Source organism: Candidatus Paceibacterota bacterium (assembly GCA_041666545.1).
GTDB lineage: Bacteria > Patescibacteriota > Minisyncoccia > Phycocordibacterales > JBAYGS01 > JBAYGS01.
On the sequence record JBAYGS010000001.1, the window covers coordinates 190,934 to 207,479 of the forward strand.

Annotated in this window: 16 protein-coding genes; 2 read left to right on the plus strand and 14 right to left on the minus strand. The window is 44.7% G+C overall.

Going from position 1 to position 16,546, the window contains the following annotated elements:
* Positions 1 to 658: 658 nt before the first annotated feature.
* The 9 genes from WCT25_01055 to mnmA all read right to left on the minus strand — a co-directional run bounded on the left by WCT25_01055 (position 659) and on the right by mnmA (position 7,283).
* Entirely contained in the window at positions 659 to 1,252 is a 594-nt protein-coding gene (locus WCT25_01055) for a uracil-DNA glycosylase (GenBank protein MFA6536001.1), read from the minus strand.
* A 1-nt stretch (position 1,253) separates the two neighbouring features.
* Positions 1,254 to 1,829 (minus strand): HD domain-containing protein, encoded by a 576-nt coding sequence (locus WCT25_01060; GenBank protein MFA6536002.1) that lies wholly within the window; start codon positions 1,827 to 1,829, stop codon positions 1,254 to 1,256.
* A gap of 29 nt (positions 1,830 to 1,858) precedes the next feature.
* On the minus strand, positions 1,859 to 2,476 hold the full coding sequence (pcm, locus tag WCT25_01065; protein MFA6536003.1) for a protein-L-isoaspartate O-methyltransferase: 618 nt from the start codon (positions 2,474 to 2,476) through the stop codon (positions 1,859 to 1,861).
* A gap of 9 nt (positions 2,477 to 2,485) precedes the next feature.
* Entirely contained in the window at positions 2,486 to 2,752 is a 267-nt protein-coding gene (locus WCT25_01070) for an MGMT family protein (protein ID MFA6536004.1), read from the minus strand.
* Positions 2,730 to 3,551 carry a PD-(D/E)XK nuclease family protein gene (locus WCT25_01075; protein MFA6536005.1) on the minus strand — a complete coding sequence of 274 codons (822 nt, stop codon included), beginning with the start codon at positions 3,549 to 3,551 and terminating at the stop codon, positions 2,730 to 2,732. The genes WCT25_01070 and WCT25_01075 overlap by 23 nt, the downstream gene beginning before the upstream one ends.
* A gap of 88 nt (positions 3,552 to 3,639) precedes the next feature.
* Positions 3,640 to 4,425, minus strand: a complete 786-nt coding sequence (locus tag WCT25_01080; protein ID MFA6536006.1) for a sigma factor-like helix-turn-helix DNA-binding protein — start codon at positions 4,423 to 4,425, stop codon at positions 3,640 to 3,642.
* 111 nt (positions 4,426 to 4,536) lie between these two features.
* The gene (locus WCT25_01085) at positions 4,537 to 5,025 is read right to left on the minus strand and encodes a hypothetical protein (GenBank protein MFA6536007.1); all 489 of its coding nucleotides are present in this window, start codon (positions 5,023 to 5,025) and stop codon (positions 4,537 to 4,539) included.
* Between the two features lie 145 nt (positions 5,026 to 5,170).
* Positions 5,171 to 6,025: an ATP cone domain-containing protein gene (locus tag WCT25_01090; protein ID MFA6536008.1), complete on the minus strand. Its 855-nt coding sequence runs from the start codon at positions 6,023 to 6,025 to the stop codon at positions 5,171 to 5,173.
* A gap of 88 nt (positions 6,026 to 6,113) precedes the next feature.
* The gene (gene mnmA / locus WCT25_01095; GenBank protein MFA6536009.1) at positions 6,114 to 7,283 is read right to left on the minus strand and encodes a tRNA 2-thiouridine(34) synthase MnmA; all 1,170 of its coding nucleotides are present in this window, start codon (positions 7,281 to 7,283) and stop codon (positions 6,114 to 6,116) included.
* A 52-nt stretch (positions 7,284 to 7,335) separates the two neighbouring features.
* Here mnmA and WCT25_01100 point away from each other — a divergent pair, with 52 nt between their 5' ends.
* Positions 7,336 to 7,509, plus strand: coding sequence for a hypothetical protein (locus WCT25_01100; GenBank protein ID MFA6536010.1), 174 nt, complete (start codon positions 7,336 to 7,338; stop codon positions 7,507 to 7,509).
* A gap of 406 nt (positions 7,510 to 7,915) precedes the next feature.
* Here WCT25_01100 and mltG read toward each other — a convergent pair whose 3' ends face one another.
* The 5 genes from mltG to WCT25_01125 form a co-directional block, all read right to left on the minus strand.
* Positions 7,916 to 8,917 (minus strand): endolytic transglycosylase MltG, encoded by a 1,002-nt coding sequence (gene mltG, locus WCT25_01105; protein ID MFA6536011.1) that lies wholly within the window; start codon positions 8,915 to 8,917, stop codon positions 7,916 to 7,918.
* Between the two features lie 12 nt (positions 8,918 to 8,929).
* Positions 8,930 to 10,276, minus strand: coding sequence for a hypothetical protein (locus tag WCT25_01110; GenBank protein ID MFA6536012.1), 1,347 nt, complete (start codon positions 10,274 to 10,276; stop codon positions 8,930 to 8,932).
* A 136-nt stretch (positions 10,277 to 10,412) separates the two neighbouring features.
* Positions 10,413 to 11,441, minus strand: coding sequence for a sigma factor-like helix-turn-helix DNA-binding protein (locus WCT25_01115; protein MFA6536013.1), 1,029 nt, complete (start codon positions 11,439 to 11,441; stop codon positions 10,413 to 10,415).
* A gap of 110 nt (positions 11,442 to 11,551) precedes the next feature.
* Positions 11,552 to 14,914: a class I tRNA ligase family protein gene (locus tag WCT25_01120; protein ID MFA6536014.1), complete on the minus strand. Its 3,363-nt coding sequence runs from the start codon at positions 14,912 to 14,914 to the stop codon at positions 11,552 to 11,554.
* A 77-nt stretch (positions 14,915 to 14,991) separates the two neighbouring features.
* Entirely contained in the window at positions 14,992 to 15,957 is a 966-nt protein-coding gene (locus WCT25_01125; protein ID MFA6536015.1) for a DUF5671 domain-containing protein, read from the minus strand.
* 156 nt (positions 15,958 to 16,113) lie between these two features.
* Between WCT25_01125 and WCT25_01130 the strand changes: the two genes are divergently transcribed.
* The gene (locus WCT25_01130) at positions 16,114 to 16,521 is read left to right on the plus strand and encodes a type II secretion system protein (GenBank protein MFA6536016.1); all 408 of its coding nucleotides are present in this window, start codon (positions 16,114 to 16,116) and stop codon (positions 16,519 to 16,521) included.
* Positions 16,522 to 16,546 lie beyond the last annotated feature (25 nt).

Genomic DNA, 16,546 nt, shown 5'->3' on the forward strand with positions numbered 1-16,546 from the left:
ACCATAATTTAAAGTATTACGGTCATTCTCTATGACCTATTTCTAACGGAATTCATCCTCTAAATATAACAGCTATTAATATTTTTAAAAGCCAATCTTGCAAACAAAAATATCGCCAGACCTATTCAGGCCTGGCGATAACCTCTAGCCCCGCATAATCGACATTAATCCAGTTCGATTCCTTGTGTTGTACCTAACAATGTAACTGCCAAAGGAATCTTGGAAGTTCAATCTCACAAACCGACCCCGAAGGATAAAATCCTCTCCAGAATCACCCACCCAGGTAAAACTGTTCACGCAACCAAACAGTGCTACGGTAGTTCGCTCAGCAAGCCACTTCGGATCATTGTTTGCGACAAAACGAAACCTAGGAAGATGTCGATTTGGTACATCAAGAGCAAACTCTACTCCAGGACGATGCCCGGGCAGTCCGCCAACAGCGTCTCTCAAAAGCTCCCTTGATGGGCCGTCTGTGACTTTAAAGGTCCCGACTCTAACTCTGGTTTGTTGTGCCATACAGCACTCCTTTCTTAGTGAACAATCCGTTTAGGGCACGGATATAGCCCCTTATTCCCCACCTTGTGGTGCAGAGAACGACTTAGCCATACAGCTAAGTATCTTTTTTCAGATTAACATTTTTTGTATTTCTTGTCAATACCTACTTAACTTTGCTTAGAATTTTAAAATCCTCCTTCAATTCAGGCAATTTAGTCCGGTTGTAAATCGCCACACACGGATGATAGAGGGCTACGATATGGATATCGCCGTAGCTCGCTTTGGCTGGATATTTTTTACCATGAGCCTTGCCTATCGGCTCCATTTCAAAATCCAAATCGAATTTTTTCATAATGTAGCCGTAGGAATACCGGCCAAGTGCCGCAATAATTTTTGGTTGAATAATTTCAATCTGACGATCCAAAAAAGGCCCATAAATTTCTATTTCCTCGGGTGAAGGGTCGCGATTTTCCTGCGGACGATCTTTGACGATATTGGTTATATAAACTTCGGTGCGAGGAATTTTTACTGAATCCAAAAGCTCATCCAAAATTTTTCCCGCCGCGCCACAAAATGGCCGGCCAGTTTTGGCTTCATTTCGGCCTGGCGCTTCACCAACGAACATTATCCTCGAGTCATGGCTTCCCTCCCCGATTACCGGGAAATAATTGTTTGAAATCCGATATTCGTAAAGCGGAGAACTTTTTAACGCCAAAACCTCCTCCTTAATTATTCGCATTAAATCTGTCTTGACCATCTTATTTGTTACGATTCACCCACCAAGAACTATTCTTGTCGCCGAACCACCAATCGGTCGATTCCGACTTCATAATCTCCGCCGCCACATCCTCCGCCACTTTGGTCTTAAGCCGTTGCAGAGCAGAATTAATCCAATCCTTGGCCCTGGTATTACCGATATCAACTTGCTCCTTCAAGGAAATAATCCATTCCAAATTGTCGGCATCTTTGGCCAAAATCGATTCCGGAGTTTTGCGCTCTTCATATTCATGAATGGTCTCTAAAATATCTTTTCCGAAAGGCAAGGTATGAGTCAAATCATCCACTGCCTTAGCCTCTTTTCGTTCAACATACTTTTGGTGGACATAATTCAAATCTGAAACTCTGGCCTCGGCCAAGTCATGAAATAGACACATTTTAATCACTTTCGAGGCGTCAACTTTGCCGTCGAGTTTCGCCAAGGTGTAGCCGATGTAAACCGCCCGATTGACATGCTCGGCCACGCTCTGATCGCCGGTACCCAAGAAATGAAAACCGCTTCTCGGTGTCTTGGACAGGATTCCTATTTCAAAGAGAAAGTTGGCGATGTTTTTCATAAGCTTAGGAAAGATGGCTAAATAGATTTCTAGTATATCAGAGGCACAAAACTAAATCCCGGAAACTCCTCGGTCTCGATTTCGGTCTCGGAAGTCTTTCTGATTTGCACGAGTTCATGGTTGACCGGCATTACCATTATCCCGCCAATCTTAAGCTGATTTAGCAGTTCCTCGGAGATTAACTCAGCCTCGGCCGAAACCAGAATCCGATTATAAGGTGCCTCTTCCGGGAAACCAATCTCAAGATCCTTGCCGCTTATGATTTTAGCCTGAGGCAATTTATACTTGGCCAAATTGGTTTGGCCGAATTTTACCAATTCCGGCACAATTTCCACACCGATTACCTTTCCGGATTTGCCAACGACGTGAGAGAGCAACGCCGTAGAGAAGCCGGAGCCCGAACCAACATCCAAGACCCAATCACCATTTTTAGGCTCCAGAAGCTCCAACATAAAAGCGACCGTCGACGGTTGAGACATAGTCTGTCCAAAACCCAGTGGCAAGGCGTAATCCTCGTAGGCTTCGATCTGATAATCTGCCGGCACAAAATCGGCTCGGTCAATCGCCCGAAAAGCTTTCTCAATGGCTTCATTCTGAAATACCTTAGTCCCCTCTTTTAGATGAGTCAGAAACTGTTCTTTATCCATTTTAATTATTCAAACAAATTTAAATTTTTCCGCTTTTAAAATTCGCCTTTTACGAGCCGGGCCGCGGTTGTAACCCCCGAGCGTGCCGTCGCTCTTTATCACTCGATGACAAGGGATGTGTGGATCGAAATTGGTTTTTAAAATCGATCCCACAGCACGACACCAGAGCGGATGCCCAGACAACTTGGCGACCTGCTGGTAGGTCATAACTTGGCCAGCCGGAATTTTGGCGACCACCCTTAGAACTTGAGATCTAAAAGAGGGTTTTCCCTTCACCGACTTCTTTGACTTTGGCTTTTTTCGCTTCATTAGCTTTATATAATTCTCTAATTGAAAGTCCGACCGCCTCGCGATAAGGACAAAACTCACAGTCAGCGCCGGCCTTCGGAAGTTCGGCCGAGTCCAAACACTCCTTAATTTTGAGCAAGATGCCGTCTACCCAATCGGTTTTGCCGAGGTGAGGGATCAAAGTGATATCGAAATCCAATCGACCATCAAACGCCTCCCGATCCTTTTTGCCGTTTACATAAACAAAATAACCGGTATCAGAAACCTTAAAACCCATGTTCCTCAAGAGCCACTGATAAATTTCCATTTGCCTCTTGTATTGAGCCTCCCACTTAGTATCCGACAAAGCGTCCATTTTGCCGTCTTTGGCGGTCGCTTTGTAATCAACCACAATGAGCTCCTTAGCCGGATTAACCCAGAGATCGTCAATCGCACCAGAGACGGTAAAACCGGTCGGCTGGTGATAAAAAGACAGGCCTTGGAAATTATCGCGCCACAGATCAATATCTTTATGCTGAAACGGTACCGCCTCAACCCCATAGCGCTTCAAGAGTGGATGCTGGGTCGCTTTCGCACGGTGAATGTCAAACTCTTTTTTCAGAAGTGCATCGACGGCAAGATTCAGAGTGAAAGACGGCCCCCTTGGACGAGAAACGCCGATTTTGTTATCTAAATAAAAGCACCTCTCACACTCGGTAAAGAGGTCAATTTTTGACCGCGATAAACGCCACCTTTCCCCGCCATAATTCCAATTGGCGCTCCTTTTGGTCTTTTTTTCGTAGGCCATGCAATCAGTATAAGGTATAAAGTTGAAAGTATAAAGTATGGGACTTTGGGCATTTAAAAACCGCCAGCGAACCGGCGGTTTGGAATATTTAGAATCTTTTTCTCTTGGCCAGCCAGGAAATCCGTTTGCGATTGTTTTTGGCCCACTCCAAAAGATCTGAGGTTTCACCAATCTGACTGGACTCACCACGAATTTCACTAAGCTCCGGGTGCGTCTTGAGCTTTCGTTCGACGCGCCGAAGGATTGCGCCAACATTGCTGCCGGTCACCCCGAACTTTTGTCCAATTTCCGCCATGGTCACATCGCCGAAATAGTACAACTGGAACATTTGAGCACTCCGCCAGTCAAAATGCTTTTTGATAAAAGCTGAGACGATTTCCCACTTTTCATTGTTAGTGGCCTCTTCGGCCGGAGACGGGGGCGCCTCGAGTTGATGCGCAAAATGACCTTGCGCGAGTTCAAGCAACTGGCTTGGTGATACCTTTCGATCAATCACTATCAATCGAGCCCGACCAAGAAACAACTCACTACGAACTTCTTCAGGGAAAAGCTCGTCAATCGTTTGGCCAGTGAGCTTCATCAGCTTCTCCTCCAAAATTCCAGCCTTCCTGGCAACAGCCTTACGACTAGCCCGATGTTTGGAAAAAACTAGTGGTGGCAGGCGCTTCATTGCCAAAACCTCATAGAGCACTCCTTTTTGAAGTCCAAGAAATTCCGCCGCTTGCCCTACAGTCCAGCCCCGCTTTCTAATCGCGTTATAGAGAGCGCCGTGCTTCATCCTGGCGACAATGGTGATATCAAAACCGGACTTTTCGAGATCACCCACAGCCCCTCCTTGAGACGGGTCATAGACTGGGTCAAACAAAGTTGTCATTTAGTTCCTTTTTGATGATTCTGTTCTTTCCTGACACTAACACAGATATACAACAAAAGCAACAGAAAACCGCCCTTCACCTGCGACAGGTGAAGGGCGGTTTTAAATCTTTTATTCAGCTAGAGTATTGAAGATGGCCCAAACCGGCTGGCCAACATCATCGATTAATGGCAAATCTTTTTTAGGATCAAAGGCTCGATCTCCGTCTTCGGTATGGATCATGGCATAATAAGTTTTGGCCGGCAACATACCGCGCAAAAGCTCTACTGAACCGGAGTGCTCACCGGCTTCGAAAAGCTGCGCCCCCAAAATGTTTCCTGGTGCGCCGTTATTGTCTTCATGAATCGCCACCCAAGAAGTCTTCTCGACTTTCACCGAATCAATGCTCGCAGAAATCCCTGCAACCTGGTCGCCGACCACAATTGAATTGCCGGTAATTTCTAGACCGGTTTTATTTTCAACCTTGCCGGAAGTTTTGTCACCAACGATTGCGACTCCGGCTGGAGATTTAGTGAGCCACAACCAGGCACTGCCAAAGCCGACCAAGAAGGCGACTACTGCGATGACCACATACTTACCGTTTGATTTCTTCTCGTCCATATTTCTTAATAAGTTAAATTATATAGCTACAGTCTAGCTAAAATTACCCCAATGTAAACCCACAGAGTTTATTGGAAACCAAAAAAGCCAGCCGTCAATCCTTGAGAGCTTTCAAACACCAAACTGCCCCCAAAAACCCTTGATTTTAGGCCAGATGTGTCGGCAGAGCCGGTCGCTCGGAACGACACAACATCTCGGCCTCGGCTAAAACCTTTTCGACCTCGAGATCAGAAAACCCAAGCGATGACAATACTTCAGGTTTACCGGCAACATCTCGGCAAAGCACTAAACCGTTGCCCAACAAAATATCTTTTTCACTTTTCGTGAGATGAGTCATACAAGTAATCGGGTGCAAACCGGAAGCTTCAACCATGTCTTGCAAATTACCTTTGGACGGATAGTTCCAACCGACAACTTTCAAACCAATACACTTGGCATACTGAATCGCACTACTTGAGAATTTGGTATTAGTAATCAACCAAAAATCATCCATCTTTCGCTTGTGACCATAATTAAATTCCGCATTACTCAAATCATCTTTTCGGGATTTGATGTAGAGAGCCACTTTGGCATCAGTCTTCGTACCGGGTTCATTATGAAATTTAGCTTCAATCATTATCAGCTTCTCATTGTTATAGGCCACCACATCAAGCTCATGAGTGATGCAGTGCCCGCTTACAATTTGGTCAGTAAGCGCGGTATAGCCGTGCTCAATCATCAAATCGGCCAAGAATTTTTCAAAAGGAAATCCGGACGGCCCGAAACTCAAAAGGGCCCGTCTTAAAGAATAGCGGGAAGCAATCGGTCGTTCATATTTTTTTAGCAAATCAAAAGCCAGCCGGTAAAGCTCGCTGGTTGTCATGCCATGCTTCAGCCTGGGCTTAATTTGGACAACAATCTTGTCGATAAGAGCATCCGGCGCGCCGGCGCGTGTCAAAGAATTGCGAAACTTGCCTTCATCAAACACTTCCCTTTCACCGTCCGCTTTGATTAAATCCATGATATTAAATTAAAATGTAAATCTCAAAAATTAAAAATCGGGAGATTATTTTTATAATACCATATACCTAATACCATATACTATCTACCTAGTTTACAACTCCGCCACCGAGGCATTCATTATTTTTGTAAAATACCACCGATTGGCCCGAGGCCACAAGCTGCGGCAGCGAAAAATGAATAACGGCTTTCGTACCACTAAGTTTGGAAATCTCTGCGCCTATCATTTCACCGTGATACCTGATTTGCACTTCGCACTTAACAGAATCTTTCGGTGGTTTTGAGATCCAGTTTACTTTCGATAGTCGGTACTCTTGTTTGGGTCCAACTTCAGTATCTTTTGGATTGTTGGAGACCGTAATGGTGTTATTTCTCAAATTTTTGGTGACGACATACAACCTCTCGCTCTCGGGAGTTTTCTTAGAAATCTGGAAACCGTGTCTTTCTCCAAGAGTGTAAAAAACGACACCATCATGAGAACCGATTACTTCACCTTTGACATTCAAGGCTTTTCCGGGTTTCTCTTTGATAAATCTTTTGAGAAAATCCTTCATATCCACCCTCCCAATAAAACAAAGTCCTTGACTGTCTTTCTTGGTTGCCGTGATTAAGTCAAACTTTTCTGCCAATTTTCTAACTTCACTTTTCTGTAAATGACCGATTGGGAAAAGTGTTTTAGCCAATTGCTTCTGCGTCAATGTCCACAAAAAATAGCTTTGCTCCTTAGCTGTATCCTCGGCAGTGAGTAGTGAGTGGTGGGTAGCGAGTAGTTTAGAATTTTTCTTTCCAGTTTTGTTTGGAGCTTGGATATTGGAATTTGGAATTTCCCGAGTCACGCTCGGAGCGACTCGAGCGTAGTGTCCCGTCGCCACATAATCTGCACCCTGCTTCATCGCCCAGTTGAAAAAGGCACCAAATTTTATTTGCTGGTTGCACATCACATCAGGATTCGGGGTTCGACCAGCTTTGTATTCTCGAATCATACAATCAACCACTTCCCTTTTATATTCCTTTTCCAAATCCAAGGTTTTGAAAGGAATTCTTAATTTAGCGCAAACCCGCATCGCATCAAGTCGATCTTCTTTCCAGGTACACCTTATGAAATCCGGCGACCAGACTTTGATGAAAACTCCGGTCACGTCAAAACCGGCCTTTTTGAGTAAGGCGGCCGAAACGGACGAGTCAACCCCGCCGGAAAGGCCGACACAGACAGACGATCGAGAACATTTGACATTTGACCTTGGACCTTTGACTTTCATAGATACGCATGGTATCACTTTAGATAGAAAACCTCAACTGAAGAGGCTCTTTATGAAACTGAGAAAAGCAGTTCGAGCAGTTATTATCTCCGGAAGTGCAATGGTTATTGCCATTATTTTCGCAAGACAAGGTGGAATATCAATAGAAGGGGCAGTCGGCTTTTCCGCCCTGACGGTCGCCATCTGTTATGAAGTCAGTTTTGAAATCGACCCGTCCAAACCGTAGAGACCGCAACCCCAATAGAGACAATGAGAAAAAGACCCCAAGCACTTGCGAACCTCAAGTGGCTAATCCGCGACAGTATCCTGAATTTTGACACACTGCAGAGATTCGATTGCGCTGATGCCCTGAAGAGGGATCGTGGCCGGAGACTAATCCTCAGCCTTCTCAGCGACGCTAAAATCAAGATAACCCAGGGCCAGCTTAACCGCTTAGCCAAATCTCTTCAGAAATATTACCGGAAAAAGTATCCCTGAATAGCCCCCACCCACCCACCGAGCGCGCCCCGCGCTCGGTTTTTAATTTTCCCCACCCATTCCCCACATACACTACAATTTCCGTACGGAAATTGTAGTGTATGTTGGATTTTCAATTCTTGATTCCTAAATCCTAATTCATGATTCCAAAACCTCTACTTCAGGTAGAGGTTTTTGTTGGCTACATGCTCATCGTGCGTCACGGCATAATGCATCACGCCGTCTTTGTCAGTAAGATAATAGTAATACTTGGTGGCAACTGGATTGATAGTCGCCTTAATCGCATCAAGGCCGGGGTTTGCGATTGGACCTGGTGGCAGACCTTTATATAAATAGGTATTGTAGGGTGAATCAATTTTTAAATCGTCCAAATAAACTTTTGGCAAAGCCTGACCATTGATATAAGAGAAGGGCGCGTCAACTTGGAGCAACATCCCCTCTTTTAAGCGCTTCCATAAAATTCCGGCAATAGTTTGCCTAGTTTCCATAATCCTCGCCTCTTCTTCAATGATTGAGGCCATTATTATCACATCATTAAGTGGTTTGCCGAATTTTTGGATTTGATCAGTAATTGAAATAATTTGCTTATCGAAATTGTCCGACATTGCTGAAATAATTTCCGCACCTGAAACATTTGGTAAAAACCAGTAAGTGTCCGGAAAAAGATAGCCCTCCTTGCTTTTAGCTAAATTCAGAAATTCCTTAGAATTAAAACGCGGCAGGTTCACGGAAAATATTTTTGCCACTTCAAGATTGGACAGGCCTTCGGGAATCGTGACTTTAATCTGCTTCAAGTTGTAAACTCCGCGCGCAATTCGGTCAGCCACCACAAAAATATTTTGCGGTATATCAAAATTGTAATCCCCCGCTTGTGCACCGCGACTTCCGCCAGAAATCACCACCAATCCTTTAAACCAAAACTCTGAACGAATAATATGTGCGGCTTTCAAAGTTTTAGCAATCGAAGATAGACCTTGCCCCTTAGAAACCGCAATCAAAGTACTTTTGGGGAAATTGGCCGGTGCCTGCCACCAGGTAGCCGCTACAAAGCCGATTATAAGCGCCACACCAAAAGCCATAATCCGCCTCCGTGATTTCGTACCACGCAGACCGGACCGCGCATAATCCGGCAATTTTTTTTCGACAAACAAATCCATAGGAACCGTAGACTAGGTTGGCAAATTAGATGGCGGTTCAGACTTTTTGGACATAATTCGGGCAAAGGTTGGGGTCGCCGCCACACCACCTGGGAAGTGGTAGATGGTCGCAATCTCCTCGGTTGTCAGGATAAACGGTTTATTACGATAATTTTTGTACGGTGGCTGGAAGAAAGCCCGGCGGCGGTAAGCGTCGAGGTAATGCCTCTCCAGACGCGTACGGCGCACTCGCCCCGGGTCGAGCCACCAATAGTCATAGTCGGTAAATTTACCGAGTTTGAATCCGTTGAAAAAGTTTGAGCTATATTGGCGAACACTGCCGATCAGGCCAGAAATGCCACCCGCATCAAATTCACTTGGGTCCCAGAAAAACATGCCTCGCATCATCGTGTCGAATGGGAACTTACCCAAACTTCTTTCAATCGAACCGATTTGTTCAATTTGACCCTTGGTCGGATTAGGAAAAGCTGTCACATCAGGGCCACGATCCGGAGTCGCCTCTTTTCTAATCTCCTCAATTTTGGATTTCGCTTCCTTCACCCAATCTCGCCCAAAACTAAAAGTGGCGTCGTCAGTAAAGGTGCTCTTGCGGTGAGCTTGAATCAGAATTTGAATCCAGGCCATTTGACCCTTTTTTAAGGAACCTAAATATTCCAAAACTGAAGTAATCGGGTCAATTTTAAATTCTTCCTTCGGGTCTTTATCCAAACCGTAGTCAACATAAGTCTTGATCGGAAAAACATCATCCTTGGTCAACTTGTAATGAGTCGCCCAAAATGGATATCGTGAAATGTCATAAGGTATGCCAGCGGCATAATCTGGCACTTCATAAATCTCAACATTTGGATATTGAGCATAAATCTGCGCCTCAATAATGTTTCGCCACTTAAGTTGAGTCCAAATGAAAAAATGGACTTCGCCATCGAAAGAGGCCAACTCGAGCGAAAACCAGGGGCGCACCTTACCCTTCCAAAAAGTGTCAACATAACTCGAAGAGCCGGTCTGAAAAAGCGCAGTCAAAAAAATCTCCATCGCGAGTGGTGACTTGTTAGTCTCTTTAGGAATTTTTAGCTCCAAAAGCACCGAACCTTGCTTCCGAATAAAGTCAGAGCGGATATAGTCAAACCAGACTTTCCAAAAAATACGCAAAAGGATAAGGGGCACATAAACCGGAGCTAACGCCAAAATTAGCTGCCAACTTGGAGCAAAATACTCCGGATGAAATTGGAAAGCTTTTTGCCACCACCAAATAAGCCCAACCACGCTTAAAGCAAAAAAGAAACTGCGGAAGTACCTCTCTCGCTCCAAGGTTGCGAGCGCATAAAAGAGATCGAGGAATTTGATCAAAAGATCCTTCATTCCCTATATCATACCCCACTCTTTGGTTTGTTTCTAGCCATCTTTGGGGAAAGATTTATCTAGGATAGCTAAACGAATGCCCTTAAAAGCCAAAACCCCTTCCGGGGTTTTGGCTTTTCAAATCTTTGATTTAGATTTACGCAACTGCGTACCTGCCCTCCTTATCTTTCTTAAAATACTTAGGGTTTTGCAGATTGACTACAATCGTATTCTCTTTAACATAGCGTTCCTTCAAAACCTTATCAATAACATCCTTTTTAACCATCGGGCCGTTCTTTTCGATAACCGCTCGAATCACATCTCGGACAACTCCCGGAGCATAACCCCACTCCTTGAGAGCATACAGACCTCGTCCAACCAAAACAAATCGTGGGTCCTTAATTAGTTCGTTGTGAGTAGTTGCCACATGAGCCTTCTTGCTGAAAATATTGCCAATCTGCTTGGCGACCTCACGGAAATGGATTGGGGAACCGTGCCTACGCAAAACTAGGTAGGCATAGTCTCGAATACCCTTAGCTTTGATGTTTGAGGAGGAAGCCTTACCCCATTCACCTAAAGGATTTCGGCCAATATTTTTTGATAGGGCCAACCAGCGCTTAATCACCTCCTCATCTTTGTACTTATCAGAAACATCCTTCAAGTGCTCAAGAAAAGTCTCGACAAAATCCGACTCCGGAACAATGTCTTCATCGGAAAGAGATTTGTAAAGTTTTCGCAGAGATTCATGAATTTTCTTGGAAAGTTCATGATCGACATGCCAACGATGCTGAAATTCCTCGTCTTCCTTCTCCTTAAAGAAAGCATCGCCCAAGACCAACATAAAGTGAATTTGGTTTTGAATGCTCTTGTCCTTGGCGACATGATTCAAAAGGTCTTTTTCGGAAATAATCCCACCGAGCGAGTGGACCAAATCTGACAGCTGAGCAAAAGAGTCGGCCTCGTCTTTGTAATTCTTAGACTTCTTAATCTGCGCCAAAGCGTAGTTTTCGATCTGTCGAACCCGCTCGCGAGTGATGCCGTATTTCTTACCAATGGCCTCAAGGGTCATTTTTTCGAAATCCTTGCCCAAGCCAAAACGACTGGTAATAATATCCCGGCCCCGTTCAGGAAGAGCGGTGATTAGATGCTTGACGACCTGTTTTGATTTGAAATTAATGCTTGACATGTTTGTCGATACGCTTTGACGCGATTAATAAATTAATAAATAAATACTTGGTAAATGACACTATATGTTAATAGTGTTTTATTGTCAAATTTCGGCCTTATTACTATGCACTATACAATATCACTAACTACAAAATTAAGCAAGCGACCCTTTACATAAATGGTTTTAATCAGTTTCTTACCATTTAACCACTTAGAAACCTCGCTCATTTGCCTGGCCTTTTGCTCAATCTCAGCCTGGTTTGCCCCTATATCGATTTCCAAAATCGCCCGAGTTTTCCCGCTGATTTGGATGGCAATTTTGGCGGTTGAGTCCTGAATTTTCGCCGGATCAAAAGTCGGCCACGCTTCAAGGTGGATGGATTTCTTACTTGCCCGACTGCGTCCTCGCGGATTAGGGCTTACCAAATTAGACCACAGCTCTTCCGTGATGTGTGGCGCAAACGGAGCCAAAAGTTTTAATAAGATCTTGAAATAATCTTCACCCAACTTCCCTACTGCTTCAATTTCATTAAGCAAAATCATCAGTGAGCTAATAGCAGTGTTGAATTTCATTTCGGAAATGTCTTCTGAAACCTTTTTGATTGTTTGATTAAATAGAATTTCCAGTTTCCCCTGTTGTTGGTTGTCAGTTGTAAGTTTGTACTGTAACCGCCAGACTCGCTCCAAAAATCGGCGTGAGCCGGCAATTCCTTCGGTACTCCAAGCAATCGCTTGATCAAAAGGCCCCAGAAACATCTCGTACAGACGCAAAGTGTCGGCGCCGACTTTTTCAGAGATATCATCAGGGTTAACCACATTACCCCAACGCTTGCTCATCTTCCGTCCGTCCTCGCCCATAATCAAGCCGACTGTTTGAAGTCTAGTGAAAGGTTCAACTGTCGAAACGGCGCCAATATCAAGCAGGAACTTATGCCAAAAACGAGCATAGATTAAATGTCGGGTCGCATGCTCAGCCCCGCCAACATAGAAATCTACCGGAAGCCAGTATTTAATTTTATTTTGAATATTGTTGCTTGAAATTTGTTTGGTTATTGTTTCTTGCGATTTGAGATTTTCGCTTATGCAATAAGCGATATAGTACCAACTTGAGCCGGCCCATTGTGGCATCGTATTCGTCTCGCGCTTTGCCGGACCCTTGCACTTCGGACATTTCACATTCACCCACTTAGAAATCGCGGCAAGCGGTGACTCACCTGTGCCAGTCGGCTCGTAAGATTTAACCTTGGGCAATTTGACCGGTAGATCTTTTTCCGGCACCGGTACGGCCACGGTGACCGGTTCAATCTCCCAGGCTACCAAACCATTCTGCTTAATCTTTTCGACATAATTAGCTCCAAAAGCACTGTAGGCAATCTCCAATTCTTTCGCCGATCGAAAATTCTTTTTGCTTAATTGCGACAAAATAGATTTATCTTTAAAAACCTCGTCAAAATTCTTATAGACTCTAGATGATTTGACTCGATAAACCAGTTCCTCCCTAACTTTCCTAGTTTTTTGGTCCTTGCGGCTGAAAAGCAACAAATCACCAACCTTGAAATCGCCAAAATATCTCCCTTTTTCTTCAGGGTTAAGGGCACGAGTTTCTACAGTTTTGACTCCTGACTTCAAATCTCGCCAAACCGGCTCATAATAAAAGTTAAGAGTAGTTTTCGCCTTTGCCCGATCAGTCTCAAGGGCACATTGGGCACAGTGCACAAGTGGAATCGGTTCGCCCCAATACCTTTGACGCGAGAAGACCCAATCTCGGAGTTTGTACTTGGTAATCATTTTCCCGCCGGCAAATTCAGTAATTTCTTTTTTGGCCAATGCCGACTCAGTGTCATTAAATTTACTTGAATTAATTAAAACACCGTGTCCAACAAAAGCCTGCTCTTTATCAAAGAGGCCCCAGGCGTATTGATTATTAGGCAGGTTAAGGAATTCTGGCATCTTGGCGCGCTCAATCCAGACCGGAGAATGTTTGGCCTTTTCAGATTCAGAGACTTCATCTTGCTCGCCATCCACTAGCTCAAAATAAAGTGTGTGGCCCAGGGAATATCTATTTACATCTTTATGACCGGCAAAGTAGTGGCTGTGAACTTCTCCTCCGACCCGACGAATAAACTTGGCATTCTTAAAGCCGGTCTCCTCATGGATTTCACGCTTGGCGGTTTCCGTGACATCTTCGCCGTCTTCAACCCCGCCGATAATAAAGGAGTGCCAATTAAATTTTTGCCAGTCCAAACACAAAAACTTATCTTCTTGCCAATGCTTCAGGATCACGTAAACCGTTTTCCGCTTTTCTGTCTTTTTGTCGGCACGAACAGCATCCGGTCCGGAAACAGTTTTAAAGTATGGAGCAATAACTTCCTTAATCGGCAAATTATATTTCTTAGCAAAAGCAAAATCGCGCTCATCGTGGGCCGGCACGGCCATTACTGCGCCGGTGCCGTAGTCAGCCAAAACATAATCGGCCACCCAGATTGACACTTCCTCGTTATTGGCCGGATTAATCGCCTTAATACCTTTCAGCTCGACTCCGGTTTTCTCTTTATTTTCGGCTGTGCGCTCGATTTCGGTTTTATTCTTCGATAGTACGATATATCGTACTATCTCGTCCCAGTTTTGAATTTTTGGTTTTAAGTCTTGGAGTAATTTTGATTCCGGCGCCAACACCACATAAGTGACGCCGAAAAGCGTATCGGCTCTGGTCGTAAACACTCTAATCTCCTCCTCAACTTGAAACTTTAAACTTGAAACTTTAAAACTAATCTCCGATCCTTCCGACTTCCCAATCCAATTTTTCTGAAGCTCGATAATCGAATTCGGCCAGTTTAAAATCGGCCCGCCAGTTTTATCCTTCGCGTCCAAATCGGCAAGCAGTCTTTCGGCATAATCAGTAATTCTCAAAACCCACTGACGCATCGGCTTTTTCTCAACCACACTGCTACAGCGTTCGCAAAGGCCATCTTCCACATCCTCATTCGCCAAACCGGTCTTGCAAGACGGGCACCAGTTGATCGGTTCAAAGGATTCATAAGCCAAACCTTTTTCAAAAAGTTTTAAGAAAATCCACTGCGTCCACTTGTAATAGGCCGGGTCGGTCGTGTTTACTTCCCGACTCCAATCATAATCAAAACCAAAAATCTCCAACTGCTTTTTATAGCGTTTAACATTCTTGGCGACCGCAATCGCCGGATTAGTCTTGGTTTTGATGGCATAGTTCTCAGCCGGTAAACCGAACGCATCAAAGCCCATCGGGTGAAGCACCGAGTGGCCCTGCATTCTTTTCATTCGCGAAATTATATCGGTTGCGATATAGCCCTTGGGATGCCCAACATGAAGCCCTTCACCGGATGGATACGGGAACATGTCCAAAATATAAAACTTTTTTTTATTTGAATCTTCCTTAGTGGCATAAATTTTCTGCTTTGCCCAAATCTTCTGCCACTTCGATTCAATTTTGCGATGATTATAGTCTTTGCTGTGCATAGGCAAAATCATACAACCATTAGTGTTTTTTTCAAAGAGAAAAGCCGGCTCGTCTGACGAGCCGGCTTTTTAAATTTTTAGTAACCCATCGGCACAGTCCTCACATTTACCGGATAGCGGTCCTTGTCAATCGTTCTGGCAAAACAGAAATCTCCAGCCGAGTGTTGCCAATTCTCATTGGTTCCATAGCTGTAATCATTGGCCCTGCGGGTGTCTTTGGAATTATCCAGGGCAAACTTGCCGCACAACTTGAAATTCAGACTCTCCGAACCGTTAACGCCAAAACTATAGTCAACCTTGGTCTCTGGATCCTTTGGCGCTTTCCAGCCGGAAATTGAATCCTCAAGATCAGTTAGAGCCGTCGGCAACCGCCCCTTGCTCTGCCAATAGCTAATCACTTGCCACTGAATATTTTGTAGGTCACTTACCCTTTGATCATCGAATCGGGCCTGGCGAGCCGTCATTGGCGAACCGACCGCAAGGAAGGCAACGACAATGGAAACCAGCACAATTGCCGCCGTGCCCCACTTGTAAGCATTGCGGACCAGCCTGTCACCAGCACTACCTTTTCGTAAATCGTAGAGATAGTAGGAGAAAATCAGAGCGCCAACAATCAAAATCACCAGAGCTTTTAGGATAAATCTGGTGGCGATTTCACCGGAAAGAAAAACATTAATCACGGCAATCAGATCTCCGATGATAAGTCCGCCCGCCAAAAACAATGTCAGATACACAATCACTTTGTGAATTCCGACTTCACGCTTCTCTGGATGCAGGTCGGCATCCTTACGAATCAAGGTCATGAGCCAAAGATAAACCGGGAAAAGCACAATGAGCGAAGAAATCGCAAAACGCATCCCACCAGTAAAACCGTAGCTGTAATAATTGACAGTATCAATCAGCCAATAATCGATAGTTGAAAACAAAAGAGCGATTAAACTGCCCGCGGAGACATACATCACGATTGCCGCCGCCACATTTAGAAAGAAATCCTTTGGCCCCATTTTTGGCTTAGCAATCGAAACAACTGAATTTGGATCCATGTTAATAATTAGATTATTTTTAATACCGTTAATTTTACATTATAAAACCCGCTCTGACGAGAGCGGTTTAAGAAAGCGAGAACCCCATAAAACAGAATCTCGGCCTCCTTGACATCAGAAATATTTTATGTAAAATGCAAAGCAGAAAAGGACCGTATGAAAATTAAAACCAGAAACAAGAGAGCATTCGTCTTCGTTGAGTTATTGGTGATACTGGCAATTATTGGGATAATGGCAGCCATGCTCCTACCTGCCATCGTCAAGGCCAAGAAAAGGGCCGCGGAAAACCAACTTAAGGAGGAAGTGGCCAAGACTTCGATTATCGAACTTCCCGCCGGCATCACCGGCAAGGTTTTCAAAGTCCACTGTGTTTACACCAACAATCTTGCGAAGGTCATGCTCGTCGGTGAAACTGCAGGTGGCCCCAAGAGCATGAGCTTTATCACCTCCGTGCCACCGAAATCACCTATCCCGATGGCCGGCAAATTTTACACAGCAACCGATAGTGGTTTGGCTGAGGTCGTCGGGTCGGCAACCGATCCCTCGCCCACCGGTCAACACTAGGGCAACATCACCCTTACGCCGAAGC

Bases quoted from the DNA above. Each gene is read 5' to 3' on its own strand.
- WCT25_01055 (MFA6536001.1), bottom strand. From the start codon at position 1,252: ATGGTCAAGACAGATTTAATGCGAATAATTAAGGAGGAGGTTTTGGCG.
- WCT25_01060 (MFA6536002.1), bottom strand. From the start codon at position 1,829: ATGAAAAACATCGCCAACTTTCTCTTTGAAATAGGAATCCTGTCCAAG.
- pcm (MFA6536003.1), bottom strand. From the start codon at position 2,476: ATGGATAAAGAACAGTTTCTGACTCATCTAAAAGAGGGGACTAAGGTA.
- WCT25_01075 (MFA6536005.1), bottom strand. From the start codon at position 3,551: ATGGCCTACGAAAAAAAGACCAAAAGGAGCGCCAATTGGAATTATGGC.
- WCT25_01080 (MFA6536006.1), bottom strand. From the start codon at position 4,425: ATGACAACTTTGTTTGACCCAGTCTATGACCCGTCTCAAGGAGGGGCT.
- WCT25_01085 (MFA6536007.1), bottom strand. From the start codon at position 5,025: ATGGACGAGAAGAAATCAAACGGTAAGTATGTGGTCATCGCAGTAGTC.
- WCT25_01090 (MFA6536008.1), bottom strand. From the start codon at position 6,025: ATGGATTTAATCAAAGCGGACGGTGAAAGGGAAGTGTTTGATGAAGGC.
- mnmA (MFA6536009.1), bottom strand. From the start codon at position 7,283: ATGAAAGTCAAAGGTCCAAGGTCAAATGTCAAATGTTCTCGATCGTCT.
- WCT25_01100 (MFA6536010.1), top strand. From the start codon at position 7,336: ATGAAACTGAGAAAAGCAGTTCGAGCAGTTATTATCTCCGGAAGTGCA.
- mltG (MFA6536011.1), bottom strand. From the start codon at position 8,917: ATGGATTTGTTTGTCGAAAAAAAATTGCCGGATTATGCGCGGTCCGGT.
- WCT25_01110 (MFA6536012.1), bottom strand. From the start codon at position 10,276: ATGAAGGATCTTTTGATCAAATTCCTCGATCTCTTTTATGCGCTCGCA.
- WCT25_01115 (MFA6536013.1), bottom strand. From the start codon at position 11,441: ATGTCAAGCATTAATTTCAAATCAAAACAGGTCGTCAAGCATCTAATC.
- WCT25_01120 (MFA6536014.1), bottom strand. From the start codon at position 14,914: ATGCACAGCAAAGACTATAATCATCGCAAAATTGAATCGAAGTGGCAG.
- WCT25_01125 (MFA6536015.1), bottom strand. From the start codon at position 15,957: ATGGATCCAAATTCAGTTGTTTCGATTGCTAAGCCAAAAATGGGGCCA.
- WCT25_01130 (MFA6536016.1), top strand. From the start codon at position 16,114: ATGAAAATTAAAACCAGAAACAAGAGAGCATTCGTCTTCGTTGAGTTA.